Source organism: Pseudomonas syringae group sp. 243L2, assembly GCF_032587875.1.
GTDB classification, from domain to species: domain Bacteria; phylum Pseudomonadota; class Gammaproteobacteria; order Pseudomonadales; family Pseudomonadaceae; genus Aquipseudomonas; species Aquipseudomonas amygdali.
In genome coordinates, this window is record NZ_JAWHPL010000005.1 from 65525 (window position 1) to 81061 (window position 15537).

Consider the following 15537-nt stretch of genomic DNA (forward strand, 5'->3'; position numbering starts at 1 on the left):
GCACTGCTCGACGCTACAAACGAGTCTCATCAGACAGATATGTATGAGAATGTAACTGATAGTGATTAGCATTTAATAAAATGTGAAAAATTTGTTAGTCTCGCCCTCCGCTGCCGTCTGTCACGACCTGCCAGCCAGCACACCATCATCCAGGTGTCCCGCCACGTCCCAGTTCCTGCAGGAATTACCCCAATGCTTCGTCCGCTTCTACCTTCGTTGGCCAGCCTTGTGACTCTCGGTCTGTCGGCCGCCGCTCTGGCCAGTCCCGTTCAACTCGATCTGCCTGCACAGGCGCTTTCCAGATCGCTCGCACAGCTGAGCCAAGCGAGCGGTATGCAGATATCAGTGGATGACAAATTGATTGCAAGCAAGCAGGCTCCAGCCATTAGCGGCAGCCTGGAACCGGCTCAGGCATTGAATCAGCTACTGTTGGGCAGCGGCCTAGATACGCAGGCACAGGGCAATGCTGTGAGGGTGTTCCAGCCATCGAGCGGTGGCTCGATGACGCTGGGCAACGTGGACATCAGCGCTCAGGCGGGCATTGCAGGAATGGCCACCACAGAAGGCAGCGGTTCGTACACCACGGGCTCGATGAGCAGCGCGACCGGGTTGCCCCTTTCGATTCGCGAGACGCCGCAGTCGGTAAGCGTGATCACTCGCCAGCGAATTGAAGATCAGGGCATGAACGACCTCAATGATGTCGTCAAATATGCACCCGGCGTGACACTGCGCAAATTCGGCTCGGACCGTCAGCAGTTTCTGGCGCGCGGCTTTACCATCGATAACCTGATGTATGACGGTCTGCCGACCATCGTCAGCACCTTTACACTGGACACCATCTCCGGTGCTGACCTGGCCTTGTACGACCGCGTTGAAGTGGTACGCGGCGCTACGGGGCTGATGACCGGTGCAGGCAGCCCCTCGGCGACACTCAATCTGATTCGCAAGCGCCCTACTGCTACCCCGCAAGTCAGCGTGACCACCAGCGCCGGGAGCTGGGACCGCTACCGTACCGAGGTGGACGCGTCGAATAGGCTCAACGATTCCGGTACGTTACGTGGCCGGGTGGTGGCAGCCTATGAAACGGGCAACAGTTTTGTCGATGAGCGCGATAAAGAGCGTCAGACGTTCTATGGCGTTCTGGAAGCCGACCTTAACGAGTCGACCACCTGGACCATCGGGGCCTCGAAGCAGCGCGATGATGCAACGTCGGACTGGGGCAGCCTGCCATCCGGCCCTAACGGTGAAAACCTTCACCTGCCACGTTCCACCTTCCTCAGTAACGACTGGGCGTATTGGGACAGGGAAAACGTCAGTGTTTTCACGGACCTGACTCATCGCTTCGACAACGGCTGGAGCAGCAAACTGGCGGCGACCAGAATCTGGGCTGAATCCGACATGTACTCCAACTACCTGACCGCCAGTGGCACCGGTTACGGCCAGGCGGCTGGCGAGTACGACACCACAGACGTGCAGACCAGTCTGGATGGTTCGCTGTCCGGTCCATTCCAGCTGTTTGGCCGGCAGCACGAGCTGATGCTCGGCGTCAGTCGGCGCGAAGAAAAGTTTGACCAGAAAGGCGGCTTTTACGGCTCCACGCCGGTCGATATCTACACCTTCAACCCCAATCTCATTGCAAAACCGGACCCTGCCACGCGTACCGCCTACGTCAATCAGAACACCGCCACCGAGGAAGGCGTCTACGCCGCCGCACGTTTCAACCCGATTGATCCATTGCACGTTATCGTCGGCAGCCGGGTAAGCTGGTACGACTATCAGAATCGTTCGGCCAGCAATGGTGACTACAAAGTCATTCGTGAGGTCACGCCTTATGCCGGCATCGTCTATGACCTGAACGATACCTACTCGGCCTACGCAAGCTATACCGAGATCTTCAAGCCGCAGAACCAGCTGGATGTGGGAGGCGGCGTATTGGACCCGATGACGGGCGAAAGTTACGAAATCGGCCTGAAAGGCGAATACTTCGACGGTGGTCTGAACGCATCGCTGGCAGTCTTCGACATGACCCAGGAAAACCGCGCGTACGCCATCGTCAATCCGCCAGTCACTTGCCAGCAGCAGAATCGCGTCTGCTACGAAGCAGCCGGTGAAGTGCGCAGCCGAGGGATCGACGCAGAAATCAGCGGCCAGCTGACACCTGACTGGCAGGCTTCCGCCTCCTACACACTGGTGTTGAGCCAGTACGTCAAGGACCGCACCAATGACAAGGGCGACCTGTTTGCGCCCAATCAACCGAAACACCTATTCAAGGCAGCAACGTCCTATCACCTGCCCGGCAACCTGAACAAATGGCGCGTGGGTGCCGACGTTCTGGCGCAAAGCGAGACGTACAACCGGGTCGGCACCGGCCACTCCGAGCAGGACGCCTATGCGGTTGTGGGACTGATGGCAGGCTACCGCTTCGACGAGCACTGGGACGCGCGGGTCAACCTCAACAACGTATTCGACGAAAAATACTGGCAGGGCATTCCCTTGGCGACCGGTAGCGGCGTTTACGGTGACCCGCGCAACCTGATGGTCTCGCTGAAGTGGTCGCTATGACTCTTGCACGCTGCAAGCTACCTGATAGCCGTTAAATTCACATCAAGGGAACAAGCAGTGCATGCGAGGCTCAAAAACAGTCTCGACAAAGGTATTCACGACAATGCCGTCCCTCAGGGCCTATCATCGGCAGCAGGAAACGCTGCGGCCTTGAGTGGTCGGCAGCGCTCGGGTAATGTCATCCAACCGCACAGGACAGAGCACGCTCATGACTTCCAAGCTGGATCAACTCAAGAAATTCACTACCGTTGTTGCTGACACAGGCGACTTCGGCGCAATCAAAAGCCTCGAACCAGAGGACGCCACCACCAACCCTTCGCTGCTGCTCAAGGCCGCATCCGACGTAAACAACGCTCAGATGCTTGCCGACGCATTCAGCGGTGCCAAGGGTGACATCGGCCTGGCCTGCGACCGCTTTGCAGTCGCCATCGGTCAGGAAATTCTCAAGGTGGTTCCGGGCCGCGTATCCACTGAAGTGGACGCACGCCTCTCGTTCGACACCAATGCCCTGATTGAGCGCAGCGAGCGCTTGATCGGCCTTTACGATGCCGCCGGTATCAAACGTGATCGAGTGCTGATCAAGCTGGCAGCGACGTGGGAAGGTATCCGTGCCGCTGAGAAGCTGGAGAAGGACGGCATTCAGACCAATCTGACGTTGCTGTTTTCCTTTGCCCAGGCAATCGCCTGTGCCGAGGCTGGCGTGTTCCTGATTTCTCCGTTCGTGGGCCGTATCTACGACTGGTACAAGAAATCTTCAGGCACCGACTACGTAGGCGCAGAGGATCCGGGTGTGCAGTCCGTGACGCGCATCTACAACTACTACAAGGCCAACGACTTCAAGACCGTGGTCATGGGGGCAAGCTTCCGCAATCTGAACCAGATCGAACAGCTGGCGGGCTGTGATCGCCTGACCATCAGCACCGACCTGCTCAAGAAACTGGCTGAAGATACCGGTACGCTGGAACGCAAGCTTGCACCGGGCAATGCCGGTGAGGCTCGCCAGAGCCTGACAGAGAGCCAGTTCCGCTGGGCCTCCAATGAAGATGCCATGGCCACTGAAAAACTGGCTGAAGGCATTCGTCAGTTCGCTCGCGATCAGGAAAAGCTGGAAGCGCTGCTCTCCGCAAAAGCCTGATAACAAAAAAGGGCGACACCTTAACGGGTGTCGCCCTTTTTGCTGCCTGTCGTTCAGTGATCAGAAGGACAGACGCCAATGGCCCCTAGCGCTGACCTTCCAGTGCATTGACCAGATCATGGAATGCTTCACGATTCGAGTCGTTAAGGCCCATGAGGATCTTGTGCGCCTCAAGTACCTTGGCCTTGACCACTTCCTCGCACTGATCCTGCGAAGGCAGGTCAGTCAGGCTCTCAGGCCGCGGCAGGGGCCGGTCAACGATGTTGAACACCTGATCAAAGCCCATCGACTGCAACAGGCGCGTGATGTCCTCGTGAGTGGTCACGAGAGTCGGCAACAGTCCGACCTTCTGGCGCGACAGGATCGAAAGTTTGGCCAGCAAGCCAAGCGTTGTGCTGTCAATGCTGCGTGTCTCGGTAAGATCGATGACCACCGCCGAGAAATTCAACGCAGTGAAGATACGCTCGATAGTCGCATCCAGGGCCGAACACAGCGTCAACCGCACTTCACCCACGAACTTGAGAACGAAGGTGCCTTCCTGCTCGGCGAACTGGATTCTACCGGTACTCATTCAAGATTCCTGCTTAACACTAACAAGGCGATATCATCCGGCATCTCCCCTAGCGTTGCCAATTCAAAAACCCGCTGCAAGCCATCCAGGCTGCCGCCAGCCGTCTTGACCAACTCGGGAAGGACGGCTTCTTTCTCTTTGAGTGTATCACCGGGCAACAGATCCAGTATGCCATCAGACAACATGGTCAGACTGAAGGATGCTGGCAGGTCGATTTCGTGATCCTGATAGGTCGCTTCGTTAAACAAACCGACCGGAAGCCCGCGGCCGTCCAGATAACGCGCCTGCCCTTCGGAATACAACACCGGCAGTGGCAGATGACCACCCACGGCATACGTCAGTTTACCTGACTCTTCATCAATAACACCGCCGACCATCGTAACGTGCTTGCCCAGTTTGCAACTGATAAGCCCGCGGTTGATATGCCCCAGCACATCAGACGGTTTGAATTCCGGCAGCGTTCCGCCGCGCCTGGACTCAAACAGCAGCCGCGTGGTCATGAACTTCAGCAGCACCGTGATGAATGCCGATGACGCACCGTGACCTGAAACATCTGCCAGGTAGAAGGCAACACGCCGTTCGTCGACCCTGAAGTAATCGACAAAATCGCCGGACAGGTACAACGACGGAATGATCTGATGCGCAAACTTGAATTCGTCAATCGACCACGGGGTGATCGGCAACATGTTCATCTGCACTTGCCGACCGGCATCCTGATCTTCCTGCAACAGGTGAAGACTGGCTTCGAGTTCGCGATTGGCCTTTTCCAGCTTTTCGCGGTAGACCTGGTTTTCAGTGAGAAGACGAGCCCTGTCCAGCGCCCGACGCACTGAATGCTCCAGCACGGCAAGATCTTCAAGGGGCTTGATCAGATAATCGGCAGCGCCGAGGCGCAAGGCCTCTACCGCATCGCTCATAACGCCCGCACCGGATACAACGATGACAGGCGTCTGCGGAGCAATGGCGGTGACCTGACGGATCAGCTCAAGACCGCCCATCTCAGGCATGCGTAGATCGCAGACCACCAGATCGGGGTTCTCTTGCTCGAACATCTGAATTCCCTGCAAGCCATTACTCGCTTGCAGAACGCTGAAGCCACTGTCTTCAAGGTAGGCGGCAAGGCTCGCGCGCACTACGTCGTCGTCATCGATAATCAGCAGCTTGGCACTGGTTTTTGGCATGGGGGCAAACGGCGCCAGATCAGGTTGGCGTAGGCGGCCCGGTGTTTCCGGAACCAGCTTACTGGATTCGCTTCTAGCCTCTCCGTAATAACACGCGACAACTGGATGTGCGTGGCGTGTCTCAGAGGTGCCCTTCAAGGCGCAGACGGTACTCCCATCCGACGGGTGTTTCAAGCATGCTCCTATCCTCACTTTGCGCTCTTTACATCGCAAATCACCCGGAGTTATAAGAACTCACAAATCAGCAACTAAAACGAAGGACTGTACATGAGTGGAAATGATCGCAACTACGAGGAAAAGCGGGATTACATCCGCATGCGCGTCGAAGCAGACGTCAACCTGATCCACGCGGGCCAGGTGATTCCCGCCGTATGCATTGACCTTTCCAGCTCAGGCATGCAGGTCCAGGCACCACGCTCATTCCAGGTCGGGGACAAGCTTAGCGTGAGCATCGACTCTGATCATCCTGCGCTCAAGGGACTTGAGGCCGAAACCGAGGTGGTGTGGGTCAATGACGAAGAAGGCGGCGGACAGAAACTGGGGCTTTCCATCGTCTCGATGCGCTGACTGCAGGCGGAATTACTTCACACTTTCAAAAAATAATAAAGGCGACCCAGGGTCGCCTTTATTGATTCACGCAGAGGTAAAGTGTCGATTAAAAATCGTCTTCGACCTTTCCGTCCTTGACCTTGAACTCGCGGTTCTGCAGGTAAGCGTTACGGATGAACGTGTAACGATCACCGCTGACCATACGCTCGGCAGACAGCAGGCTGGCACGCGTATCGATGAGGTTGACGCCCAGCGCCGTGTTACGGGTCGGCACATGATCGATGTAGCGGTACGGAGACGTGTAGGTGTCCGGGTATTTGGCGAAGGCATCACGCACGGTGCTTGGACCCAGCAGCGGAATCACCACGAACGGGCCGCTCGGCACACCCCAGTAGCCCAGTGTCTGGCCAAAATCTTCATCGTTGCGTTGCAGGCCCATGCGGGTACCCACGTCAATGAAACCCAGCAGCCCGAACGTGGTGTTGACGATCAGGCGCGCAGTGTCGACACCGGCCGCTTCAGGCTTGGCTTGCAGCACGTTGTTCGCCAGGTTGCCGACATCGCCGATGTTGTTGAAGAAGTTATGGATACCGTCTTCGACAAATTGTGGCGCGATGTACTGATAACCCTTAGCCAGCGGCTTGAGCGTATAAGCGTCGAGGGTATCGTTGAAGCTGAAAATGGAGCGGTTGATGCCTTCCCACGGGTCATCTTCGGCGGCCTGAACGGCTACCGGCACCAGCGCAATGCCGGCACAGAGGGACAATTGCAGCAAACGCTTGATAAAGCCTGCACCGGTCACGGGCATAGCTGACACTCCTGATCGAGATATCGAAATAATGACGCGGGTGCTACGCCCCACACGCTAGGACAGGGAGTATAAAGCCTTCTGTCATGAATAAGGCAGGTCTGTCAGCAAAGGGTTCCGGATAAACCCCGTCATCGCACATTCATCGAAGTGTCACAAAATACCGGTAGCGTTTCTGGATATTTCAGAGAGTTCCTCATGCTCGCGCCGGTCCTCACGCCTCTGCCAACCTTCCCCGCCCTGCTGTTCGGCCTTAGCGGCTGTCTGGTGGACTTCGGTGCACAGGCCGCGACCTCGCTTGCACCAGGCCATGAGCACACACAGCTCACACCTGGCGCAACGGATATTCTGCGCACTCTACGTGATCAGGGAATGCCTTGCGCCTGGCTTGACGAGCTGCCTGAAACCGTCAGCGCTACGCTGGCTGAGCCAGTAAGTGACTGGATGATTCCCGCCCCTCGCCCAACCGCCAAATGGCCCGCCCCGGATGCTTGCTGGATGGCGCTGATGGCCCTGAAGGTCAGCCAGCTGGATGGCTGCGTGCTGATCAGCGGCGACCCGCGCTTGCTACAGTCAGGGCTGAATGCCGGGCTGTGGACCATTGGCCTGGCGTCTTGCGGGCCACTGTGCGGACTTTCGCCTTCGCAATGGCAGGCACTGAGTGACGCCGAACGCGAGCAGCGACGCGCGCAGGCCACGCTCAAACTCTATTCGCTGGGAGTACACTCGGTCATTGATCACCTTGGCGATCTGGAGTCCTGCCTGGCCGATATCGCATTACGCCGCAGCAAAGGTGAAAAACCCTGATACACATGCAGTCAGGCACTGACTGGATTAGTCTTGAGTGATCACGGACCTTTAGCTCTTCGGCGAAGTCCATGAGACAGACTTATCAATCAAGGAGCACGTCATGCCCGCCCGCGAACTGCAAGAACAACTCAACACCCTGCGCGAGCAACTGGAGCATAACCCCCCGCTTTCGGAGTCTGACCGGGAAAATCTTCACGAACTCATGCAACAAATCGAAACTGAAATTCAGCTGGAACACGCCACCCATGAACAGGACAGCAGTCTGGCTGACGGCGTGAACCTGGCCGTCGAGCGTTTCGAGCTGGAGCATCCGACCATCGCTGGCACCTTGCGCAACATCGTGCAGACGCTGGGCAATATCGGAGTCTGATGGGGAATGCCGCTCTGCTGGCTCTGCGTAAGGCCGCTGATGCATGGTGAGGCGTAGAGTTGTGACGCAGAGCGTCACCCAATGCATGCCGACGCGGAGCGTCGGCACGACAATCCTGAACCTGGAAATATCAGCCAGTGGGTAACGACGCGCTGCATCGGCACTGATGGACACAGACAACTATCGTTCCACACGCTCCGCGTGGGAATGCCGTTGCGGACGCTCTGCGTCCACGCCCTGAGCCCCAGACGATACTACTGCCGCGCCAGCCTGCGATTATTCACGTCCAGCGTTTCTGTGCTGCGATACGGGTTGATATCCAGACCACCGCGGCGCACGTAGCGTGCGTAAACCGTCAGTTTTTCCGGTTTGAGCAAACGCTGCAGGTCGAGGAAGATTCTTTCCACACATTGCTCGTGAAAGTCCGAATGCTGGCGGAAGCTGACGATGTAAGCCAGCAGGCTGCTGTGATCCAGCGCCGCCCCGCGATACTCGACCACCACACTGCCCCAGTCGGGCTGACTGGTAACCGGGCAGTTCGATTTGAGCAAATGACTGTGCACGCTTTCTTCGATAATTTGCGACTCATCGCAGCGCAGCAGCTCTGGCTGAGGGCGATCGTAGCTACTGACCGTGATATCCAGATCGTCGATGCAAACGCCCGGCAAAGTCGCCACACCCTCCCCCTCAATGTCGCTCAGACTGCGAATGCGCACGCCAACCGGCTTTCCGGCCGCAGTTGACAGATCCCGTTCGAGGGTTGTCTGCACCTCCTCGACAGTGGCGAAGGCGGTCTGATTCAGCGAGTTCAGGTACAGCTTGAAGGACTTCGATTCGATGATGTTCGGCGAATCGGCCGGAATGCTGAACTCGGCAATGGCCACCACTGGCTTGCCGGATGGCAGCAACCAGGACAACTCGTAACAGTTCCAGAAATCGACACCCTGATAAGGCAGCGTCTGAGCCGTCAGCCCAAGCTCGGCCCATTTTGCAGCGCGGGGGATCGGGAACAACAAAGACGGCGTATAGGTGGCGATGTACTCACTGGACTTGCCCAGCGGCGAGTGTTCGGCTGCGGGATGCATGGCGATACCTGGATCATGAATTAACGCGGCGAGTTTATAGCGTTTGCGACGGGCTTTCAGCGAAAATCCGCTTCAGCCCGCAGCCGTCGCGGGCCGCAATGCGGCCTCGGCGAGGACACTCGGTTCTGATCACTCATAACGCAATGCATGCGCAGGCTGGATCTGCGCGGCGCGCCAGGCTGGGTAGATCGTGGCCAGAAAGCTCAGGATAAACCCGGCACTGCAGATCAGCAGCACATCGCCGCCCTGCAATTGGGAAGGCAGGTTGCTGATGAAGTACACGTCGGAACTGAAGATGTGCTGGCCACTGACCCGCTCGACCCAACCGACCAGACTGCTGACGTTCAGCGCGGCAATAATGCCCAGCACGCCGCCGATCAGGGTGCCGACAATACCGATCACCGTGCCCTGGACCATGAAGATCGCCATGATTTGCCGCGGCGTGGCGCCGATGGTACGCAGAATGGCGATGTCCGCGCCCTTGTCATTGACCACCATGATCAGCGTGGCAATGATGTTGAACGCCGCAACCGCAACGATCATCAGCAGCAACAGGCCGATCATGGTCTTTTCCATTTTCATGGCGCTGAACAGGCTTCCCTGAGTGTGGGTCCAGTCATCGGCGTGATACCCGGCACCCAGACCGGCAGCAATGGCTGTGGACACCTGAGGCGCCTTGTACAGGTCCTTGAGCGCCAGTCGCACGCCTTGAACCTGATTGGGTTGCCAGCGTTGCATCTGCGCGGCGTCGGCAATGTTGATCAAGCCCATCGAGCCGTCCAGCTCGGCACCGACCTTGAAAATACCCACGACGGTCAGACGTTGCAGGCGCGGCGTGATGCCGCCCGGCGCACTGCTGACTTCCGGTACGATCAGGGTCAGCTTGTCGCCGATGCTCAAGCGAAAGCGACGCGCGGTTATATCGCCAAGTACCACACCAAATTCGCCCGGCTTCAGGTCTTCAAGACTTCCACGCGTAATGTGTTGAGTGACGATCGACACCTCATGCTCCAGCGCAGGGTCAACGCCGCTGATCTGGATCGGCTGCATCGAGCCCTTGTAGGACAGCATGCCTTCCATGTCGGTAAACGGTACAGCAGCGGTGACTTCAGGATTTTTCAACGCTGCGTCGGCCAGCGGTTTCCAGTCATCCACAGGTGTGGCACCGGCGATAACCGCATGCGGCACCATGCCCAGGATTCGCGAACTCATTTCCCGCTGGAAACCGTTCATGACCGACAGCACCACGATCATCGCCAGCACACCGAGTGCCAGCCCGATCATCGAAGTCATCGAAATGAACGAGATGAAGCTTTTGCGGCGTTTGGCGCGGGTATAGCGCATGCCGATGAAGATGGGTAACGGTCTGAACATTCGCGAAGCACCGTGGGAAAAAACACCGTATAAAAAACGTAGAACCCGACGCGATGAGTTGCGCCGGGCCGGGTCAATCAGGCCTCGACGAGGCGGCCGTCTTCCAGACGCAGGACGCGGTCCATCTGCCTGGCGAGGCTCATGTCGTGGGTCACGATCAGAAACGCCGTACGCGATGAAGTGCTCAACTCACGCATCAGGTCCTGAATGCCCTGCGCGGTGTGGTGATCGAGGTTGCCGGTCGGCTCGTCAAGCATCACCAGACCGGGCTGATTGATCAGCGCACGAGCAATGGCCACACGCTGCCGCTCGCCACCGGAAAGCTCCGAAGGCTTGTGCGCAAGACGATGGCCTAGGCCGACACGTTCGAGCAACGCGGTGGAGCGTTTACGGGCCTCGGGTATCGCCGTCCGACCGATCAGCAAGGGCATGCAGACGTTTTCCAGCGCCGTGAATTCGGGCAGCAAATGGTGGAACTGGTAGACAAAACCCAATGCCCGGTTACGCAGCAAGCCACGCGCCTTTTCGCCCAGCGCCGACAATTCTTCGCCCGCCAGCCAGACACTGCCTTCGGAAGGTGTGTCCAGGCCGCCGAGAAGATTGAGCAAAGTACTTTTGCCCGACCCCGAACTGCCGACAATAGCCACCCGCTCACCGGGATGCAGCTCCAGTTGCAGACCGGACAACACCACGACCGACTCCGGGCCTTCCTCGTAGGATTTACCCAGGTTGCGGCAACTCAATACTGCTTTATCAGACATGCCCGACTCACTCATAACGTAACGCCTCCGCCGGCTGGGTGCGCGCAGCACGCCAGGCGGGATACAGGGTGGCGAGGAAACTCAGGACCAACGCCGCACCGCAGACCTGGAATACGTCCTGGGCCATCAGTTGCGAAGGCAGGTAATCAATGAAATAGACGTCGGCGTTGAGAAACTTGTGGCCGATCAGCCCTTCCAGCGCAGCGATGGCAGCACTGACGTTAAGCGCTGCAAGGATGCCCAGCGCAGCGCCAATCAGCGTACCGACCACCCCGATCACCGTGCCCTGCACCATGAAGATCGCCATGATCTGCCGCGGTGTCGCGCCCAGTGTGCGCAAAATGGCGATATCGCCCTTCTTGTCATTGACCACCATCACCAGCGTGGAAATGATGTTGAATGCCGCAACGGCCACAATCAGCAACAGCAACAGGCCAATCATGGCTTTTTCCATGCGGATGGCCTGATAGAGGTTGCCGTGGGTGCGTGTCCAGTCACGGGAATAGAAATTGTTTTCGCCCAGTTTCTGGGCGATTTCCCACGAAGTGCGCGGCGCTGCAAACAGATCATCGAACTTGAGCCGCAGGCCCTGCACCTGATTGGGCTTCCAGCGGTGCAGACGGGCCAGGTCATCGAGGTTGGTCAGCCCCAGAAAGCCGTCGATTTCGCCAGCGCCGACATGAAATATACCGGTCACCTCGAAACGCTTCATGCGCGGGAACATGCCGGCAGGCGTGACAGTCACCTCAGGCGCGACAAAGGTCAGTTTGTCGCCGACCACGACGCCCAGTTTGGCAGCCGCCTTGTCGCCGATCATGATGCCGAAACTGCCGGGAGACAGGCTGTCGAGCTGGCCCTGCTTGATGAAGTGGTCAATGATCGAGACCTTGCGCTCCTCGGCCGGGTCGATGCCATTGAGCAGCACCTTCTGAACCTTGCCGTCGTGGGTCAGCAAACCCTGCATTTGTGTGAATGGCGCAACGGCCAGCACCTGCGGGTTTTCCTGAACCTTCGCGGCCAGGCCACGCCAGTCGGTGATCGGGTCAGCCGATTCGATGGTCGCGTGCGGCACCATGCCCAGCACGCGGGTACGCATTTCGTGATCGAAGCCATTCATCACCGATAACACGACTATCATCACTACCACGCCGAGGGCGAGGCCGATCATGGACGTCAGGGAAATGAACGAAACAAAATGGTTGCGTCGCTTGGCACGTGTGTAGCGCGTGCCGATAAATACAAAAAGAGGTCTGAACATGTAGGAATTTGTTCGCAGGAATGAGGACGTCCATGTGGCGGGCCTTGACGTGCAGCTTTACACTCGAAACTCTCAGACCACCGCCGCTAGCTTGGGTTCGCCATGTCGACATTAGATGAAGCAGGACGCCGCGAATACTACCGTATCGACGACAGCGTCGCACTGGAAATTAACCCCCTGTCTGGTGCCGACCAGGCAAGTCAGGACGCCATGCAGGACACCTCGACACTGTTCGACCTGCTCAGCGAGCTACACGTCAGCGAGTTCGAATCACAGCATTTGATGCGCCAACTCGACGAGCGCGACCGGGTGCTGAACAGTTTTCTCAAGTCGTTGAGCAAGCGCATCGACCTGCTGGGCGAAGTGGTTGCACACACGGCACTGGGCAAACTGGGCGCTCCACAGCCGGTAAAACTGTCCGAAGGCGGCATTCAATTCAATTCACAACAAGGTTTTGCCGTGGGCGAACAGCTGTCGATCAAGATGGTGCTGATGCCCCAGGCGGCAGGTCTGATGCTGCGCGCCAGGGTCAGCCAGTGCGATGCACGGGCAGATGGCGGTTTTGACATCAGCACCGACTTCGTCAATCTGCCGGACGCTCAACGTCAATTGCTCGCACGGCACGTGTTGCAGCGTCAGGCTCAGCATCGACGCCAGGCCCTTGAACAGGGTCAGCCATCCGGCAATTGAGCTTCCGGTATATCTCTTTTCACCTCATCATTTTCATATCAGCAGTGGGTGCCTTAACGGCCAGGAGTAAACGTGACCTTTATCTACGGCCACCGCGGCGCCAAGGGCGAAGCACCGGAAAACACCCTGGTCAGCTTCCAGGAATGCATCAAGCACGGCGTGCGCCGCTGTGAACTGGACCTGCATCTTTCACTGGACGGAGAGTTGATGGTCATTCACGACCCGACCCTCAAGCGCACCACCGACCGACGCGGCAAGGTCAATGAGCATCTGGCGGCCGACCTGGTGACCTATGACGCGCGCAAAGGTGGCCCCGGCTGGGTCTCGCCCTGCCCGATTCCGCGTCTTGAAGAGTTGTTCGAGCAATGCGATTTCGAGCACTGGCAACTGGAAGTCAAAAGCGCTTCACGCACCCGCGCCGCCAACACCGTTCTGGCCATTCGTGAAATGGCTCAGCGTCATGGCTTGCTCGACAAGGTCACCATCACTTCCAGCTCTCGTGAAGTGTTGCGCGCCGCGCTGGACCTGACGCCGGACATCTCGCGCGGGCTGGTGGCCGAGTACGCCTGGCTCGACCCGTTGAAGGTCGCGCAAAGCTACGGCTGTGAAATTCTGGCATTGAACTGGACACTGTGTACCCCGGAGCGCCTGCAGAAAGCACAGCGTCAGGGCCTGCATGTGTCAGTGTGGACAGTCAACGAGCCTGCACTGATGCGCAGGCTCGCTGATTTCGGCGTCGACAGCCTGATTACAGACTTTCCCGGTTTGGCCACCGCCACGCTCGGGAGTCGCTGAAGTCGGTCTCCCCGGCCGGCTCAGGCCACCGGCCGGAGTCGCTTAAAAAAGCCGGTTGAGGCCGTCGTATGCCGCTACCCGATAGGCTTCGGCCATGGTCGGGTAGTTGAACGTGGTGTTGACGAAGTACTTCATGGTGTTCGCTTCACCCGGCTGGCTCATGATCGCCTGACCGATGTGCACGATCTCGGAAGCCTGGTCACCGAAGCAATGCACGCCCAGCACTTCCAGCGTTTCGCGGTGGAACAGGATCTTCAGCATCCCGACCCGCTCACCGGAAATCTGCGCACGGGCCATGCCCTTGAAGAACGCCTTGCCCACTTCGTACGGCACCTTGGCCTGGGTCAGCTCGTGCTCGTTCTTGCCGATCGAACTGATCTCCGGAATGGTATAGATCCCGGTTGGTACGTCGTTGACATAGCGCCAGCTGCCGTTGTCGACCATGCTGCCAGCCGCCGAGCGGCCCTGATCGTAGGCAGCGCTTGCCAGACTTGGCCAGCCGATAACGTCGCCTGCGCCATAGACATTGGAAACGCTGGTGCGATAGTTCTCGTCCACCTCGATCTGGCCACGACCGTTGGCCTTGAGACCGATATTTTCCAGCCCCAGCTTGTCGGTGTTGCCGGTACGGCCATTGCACCAGAGCAACGCATCTGCCTTGATTTTCTTGCCGGACTTGAGGTGCAGGATAACGCCGTTGTCCAGGCCTTCGACCCTCTCGTATTCTTCGTTGTGGCGAACCATCACGTTGTTGTTGCTGAAGTGATAACTCAATGCCTGAGAGATTTCCGAATCCAGGAAGCTCAGCAACTGGTCACGGTTGTCCACCAGCTCGACCAGAACACCCAGACCGCTGAAGATCGAGGCGTATTCACAGCCGATCACGCCCGCGCCATAAATGATCAGCTTGCGCGGGGTATGGCCCAGGCTGAGGATGGTGTCGCTGTCGTAGATGCGCTTGTGACTGAAATCGATGTCGGCCGGACGATAGGGGCGCGAACCGGTGGCGATGATGATCTGGTTGGCCACCAGCTTTTCGACTACGCCGTTGGAGCAGACCACGTTGACACTGGTCTCGTCGGCAAAACTGCCGGTGCCGAAGAATACGTCGACGCGGTTGCGGGCGTAGTAACTGGTGCGCGAGGCCACTTGCTTGGAGATGACCATTTCGGCGTTTTTCAACACATCCGGAAACGAAAACCAGCGTGGCTCGCCGATGGCACGGAACATGGGATTGGTGTTGAACTGAATGATCTGCTTGACCGAGTGACGCAGAGCCTTGGACGGAATGGTGCCCAAATGGGTGCAGTTACCGCCCACTTGCCGACGGCTGTCGACCATGGCGACCTTGCGCCCCGCCTTGGCGGCGTTCATTGCCGCGCCTTCTCCGGCAGGGCCGGAACCCAGTACCACTACGTCGTAGTTGTAGACAGCCATGCGTACTCCTTTAAACAGACCGAGGCGCCACTCTGGCATCTCTGGCTAAATCACGCGGCGCAGTCTAGCGCTGCACCGAGGCGGCGAACATTAACCCTTGGTCGCGTCGAAGGCCAATTTTTGTCTGTGCAAGGTGGCAATTGACCGGAAG

At 58.1% G+C, this 15537-nt stretch carries 15 protein-coding genes; 7 read left to right on the forward strand and 8 right to left on the reverse strand.

Annotated elements, in window-relative coordinates; genetic code table 11:
* Positions 1 to 192: 192 nt before the first annotated feature.
* Both RYB66_RS03395 and tal read left to right on the forward strand, forming a co-directional pair.
* Positions 193 to 2562, forward strand: a complete 2370-nt coding sequence (locus RYB66_RS03395; RefSeq protein ID WP_316893811.1) for a TonB-dependent siderophore receptor — start codon at positions 193 to 195, stop codon at positions 2560 to 2562.
* Between the two features lie 208 nt (positions 2563 to 2770).
* Positions 2771 to 3697, forward strand: coding sequence for a transaldolase (gene tal, locus RYB66_RS03400; protein ID WP_004659848.1), 927 nt, complete (start codon positions 2771 to 2773; stop codon positions 3695 to 3697).
* Positions 3698 to 3782: 85 nt separating this feature from the next.
* Here tal and rssC read toward each other — a convergent pair whose 3' ends face one another.
* Complete coding sequence (gene rssC, locus RYB66_RS03405) at positions 3783 to 4268, reverse strand: anti-sigma factor antagonist RssC (RefSeq protein WP_002552898.1); 486 nt, start codon at positions 4266 to 4268, stop codon at positions 3783 to 3785.
* Positions 4265 to 5449 (reverse strand): two-component system response regulator RssB, encoded by a 1185-nt coding sequence (gene rssB, locus RYB66_RS03410; protein ID WP_316893814.1) that lies wholly within the window; start codon positions 5447 to 5449, stop codon positions 4265 to 4267. The genes rssC and rssB overlap by 4 nt, the downstream gene beginning before the upstream one ends.
* 267 nt (positions 5450 to 5716) lie before the next feature.
* On the opposite strand from rssB, the gene RYB66_RS03415 reads away from it, so the two are divergent.
* Positions 5717 to 6016 (forward strand): PilZ domain-containing protein, encoded by a 300-nt coding sequence (locus tag RYB66_RS03415; RefSeq protein ID WP_002552896.1) that lies wholly within the window; start codon positions 5717 to 5719, stop codon positions 6014 to 6016.
* A gap of 88 nt (positions 6017 to 6104) precedes the next feature.
* On the opposite strand, the gene RYB66_RS03420 is transcribed toward RYB66_RS03415, so the two are convergent.
* The gene (locus tag RYB66_RS03420; RefSeq protein ID WP_004659844.1) at positions 6105 to 6806 is read right to left on the reverse strand and encodes a VacJ family lipoprotein; all 702 of its coding nucleotides are present in this window, start codon (positions 6804 to 6806) and stop codon (positions 6105 to 6107) included.
* 198 nt (positions 6807 to 7004) lie between these two features.
* Here RYB66_RS03420 and RYB66_RS03425 point away from each other — a divergent pair, with 198 nt between their 5' ends.
* Complete coding sequence (locus tag RYB66_RS03425; RefSeq protein WP_005744386.1) at positions 7005 to 7613, forward strand: hypothetical protein; 609 nt, start codon at positions 7005 to 7007, stop codon at positions 7611 to 7613.
* A gap of 103 nt (positions 7614 to 7716) precedes the next feature.
* Positions 7717 to 7986 (forward strand): DUF4404 family protein, encoded by a 270-nt coding sequence (locus RYB66_RS03430; RefSeq protein ID WP_005782883.1) that lies wholly within the window; start codon positions 7717 to 7719, stop codon positions 7984 to 7986.
* A gap of 254 nt (positions 7987 to 8240) precedes the next feature.
* Here the strand turns inward: RYB66_RS03430 and queF are convergent, their stop codons facing one another.
* From queF to RYB66_RS03450, 4 genes are all read right to left on the reverse strand, one after another.
* On the reverse strand, positions 8241 to 9071 hold the full coding sequence (gene queF / locus RYB66_RS03435) for an NADPH-dependent 7-cyano-7-deazaguanine reductase QueF (RefSeq protein ID WP_316891943.1): 831 nt from the start codon (positions 9069 to 9071) through the stop codon (positions 8241 to 8243).
* A 129-nt stretch (positions 9072 to 9200) separates the two neighbouring features.
* Complete coding sequence (locus tag RYB66_RS03440) at positions 9201 to 10445, reverse strand: lipoprotein-releasing ABC transporter permease subunit (RefSeq protein ID WP_005744382.1); 1245 nt, start codon at positions 10443 to 10445, stop codon at positions 9201 to 9203.
* Positions 10446 to 10522: 77 nt separating this feature from the next.
* Positions 10523 to 11206 (reverse strand): lipoprotein-releasing ABC transporter ATP-binding protein LolD, encoded by a 684-nt coding sequence (gene lolD / locus RYB66_RS03445; protein ID WP_011168252.1) that lies wholly within the window; start codon positions 11204 to 11206, stop codon positions 10523 to 10525.
* A 7-nt stretch (positions 11207 to 11213) separates the two neighbouring features.
* Positions 11214 to 12464, reverse strand: a complete 1251-nt coding sequence (locus tag RYB66_RS03450) for a lipoprotein-releasing ABC transporter permease subunit (protein WP_004659831.1) — start codon at positions 12462 to 12464, stop codon at positions 11214 to 11216.
* A 102-nt stretch (positions 12465 to 12566) separates the two neighbouring features.
* On the opposite strand from RYB66_RS03450, the gene RYB66_RS03455 reads away from it, so the two are divergent.
* Both RYB66_RS03455 and RYB66_RS03460 read left to right on the forward strand, forming a co-directional pair.
* A complete protein-coding gene (locus RYB66_RS03455) occupies positions 12567 to 13154 on the forward strand; it encodes a PilZ domain-containing protein (protein WP_002552888.1) in 588 nt (195 codons plus the stop codon).
* A 72-nt stretch (positions 13155 to 13226) separates the two neighbouring features.
* The gene (locus RYB66_RS03460) at positions 13227 to 13949 is read left to right on the forward strand and encodes a glycerophosphodiester phosphodiesterase (RefSeq protein WP_005744379.1); all 723 of its coding nucleotides are present in this window, start codon (positions 13227 to 13229) and stop codon (positions 13947 to 13949) included.
* Positions 13950 to 13991: 42 nt separating this feature from the next.
* On the opposite strand, the gene sthA is transcribed toward RYB66_RS03460, so the two are convergent.
* Complete coding sequence (gene sthA / locus RYB66_RS03465) at positions 13992 to 15386, reverse strand: Si-specific NAD(P)(+) transhydrogenase (protein WP_004664563.1); 1395 nt, start codon at positions 15384 to 15386, stop codon at positions 13992 to 13994.
* Positions 15387 to 15537 lie beyond the last annotated feature (151 nt).

Bases quoted from the DNA above. Each gene is read 5' to 3' on its own strand.
- RYB66_RS03395 (WP_316893811.1), top strand. From the start codon at position 193: ATGCTTCGTCCGCTTCTACCTTCGTTGGCCAGCCTTGTGACTCTCGGT.
- tal (WP_004659848.1), top strand. From the start codon at position 2,771: ATGACTTCCAAGCTGGATCAACTCAAGAAATTCACTACCGTTGTTGCT.
- rssC (WP_002552898.1), bottom strand. From the start codon at position 4,268: ATGAGTACCGGTAGAATCCAGTTCGCCGAGCAGGAAGGCACCTTCGTT.
- rssB (WP_316893814.1), bottom strand. From the start codon at position 5,449: ATGCCAAAAACCAGTGCCAAGCTGCTGATTATCGATGACGACGACGTA.
- RYB66_RS03415 (WP_002552896.1), top strand. From the start codon at position 5,717: ATGAGTGGAAATGATCGCAACTACGAGGAAAAGCGGGATTACATCCGC.
- RYB66_RS03420 (WP_004659844.1), bottom strand. From the start codon at position 6,806: ATGCCCGTGACCGGTGCAGGCTTTATCAAGCGTTTGCTGCAATTGTCC.
- RYB66_RS03425 (WP_005744386.1), top strand. From the start codon at position 7,005: ATGCTCGCGCCGGTCCTCACGCCTCTGCCAACCTTCCCCGCCCTGCTG.
- RYB66_RS03430 (WP_005782883.1), top strand. From the start codon at position 7,717: ATGCCCGCCCGCGAACTGCAAGAACAACTCAACACCCTGCGCGAGCAA.
- queF (WP_316891943.1), bottom strand. From the start codon at position 9,071: ATGCATCCCGCAGCCGAACACTCGCCGCTGGGCAAGTCCAGTGAGTAC.
- RYB66_RS03440 (WP_005744382.1), bottom strand. From the start codon at position 10,445: ATGTTCAGACCGTTACCCATCTTCATCGGCATGCGCTATACCCGCGCC.
- lolD (WP_011168252.1), bottom strand. From the start codon at position 11,206: ATGTCTGATAAAGCAGTATTGAGTTGCCGCAACCTGGGTAAATCCTAC.
- RYB66_RS03450 (WP_004659831.1), bottom strand. From the start codon at position 12,464: ATGTTCAGACCTCTTTTTGTATTTATCGGCACGCGCTACACACGTGCC.
- RYB66_RS03455 (WP_002552888.1), top strand. From the start codon at position 12,567: ATGTCGACATTAGATGAAGCAGGACGCCGCGAATACTACCGTATCGAC.
- sthA (WP_004664563.1), bottom strand. From the start codon at position 15,386: ATGGCTGTCTACAACTACGACGTAGTGGTACTGGGTTCCGGCCCTGCC.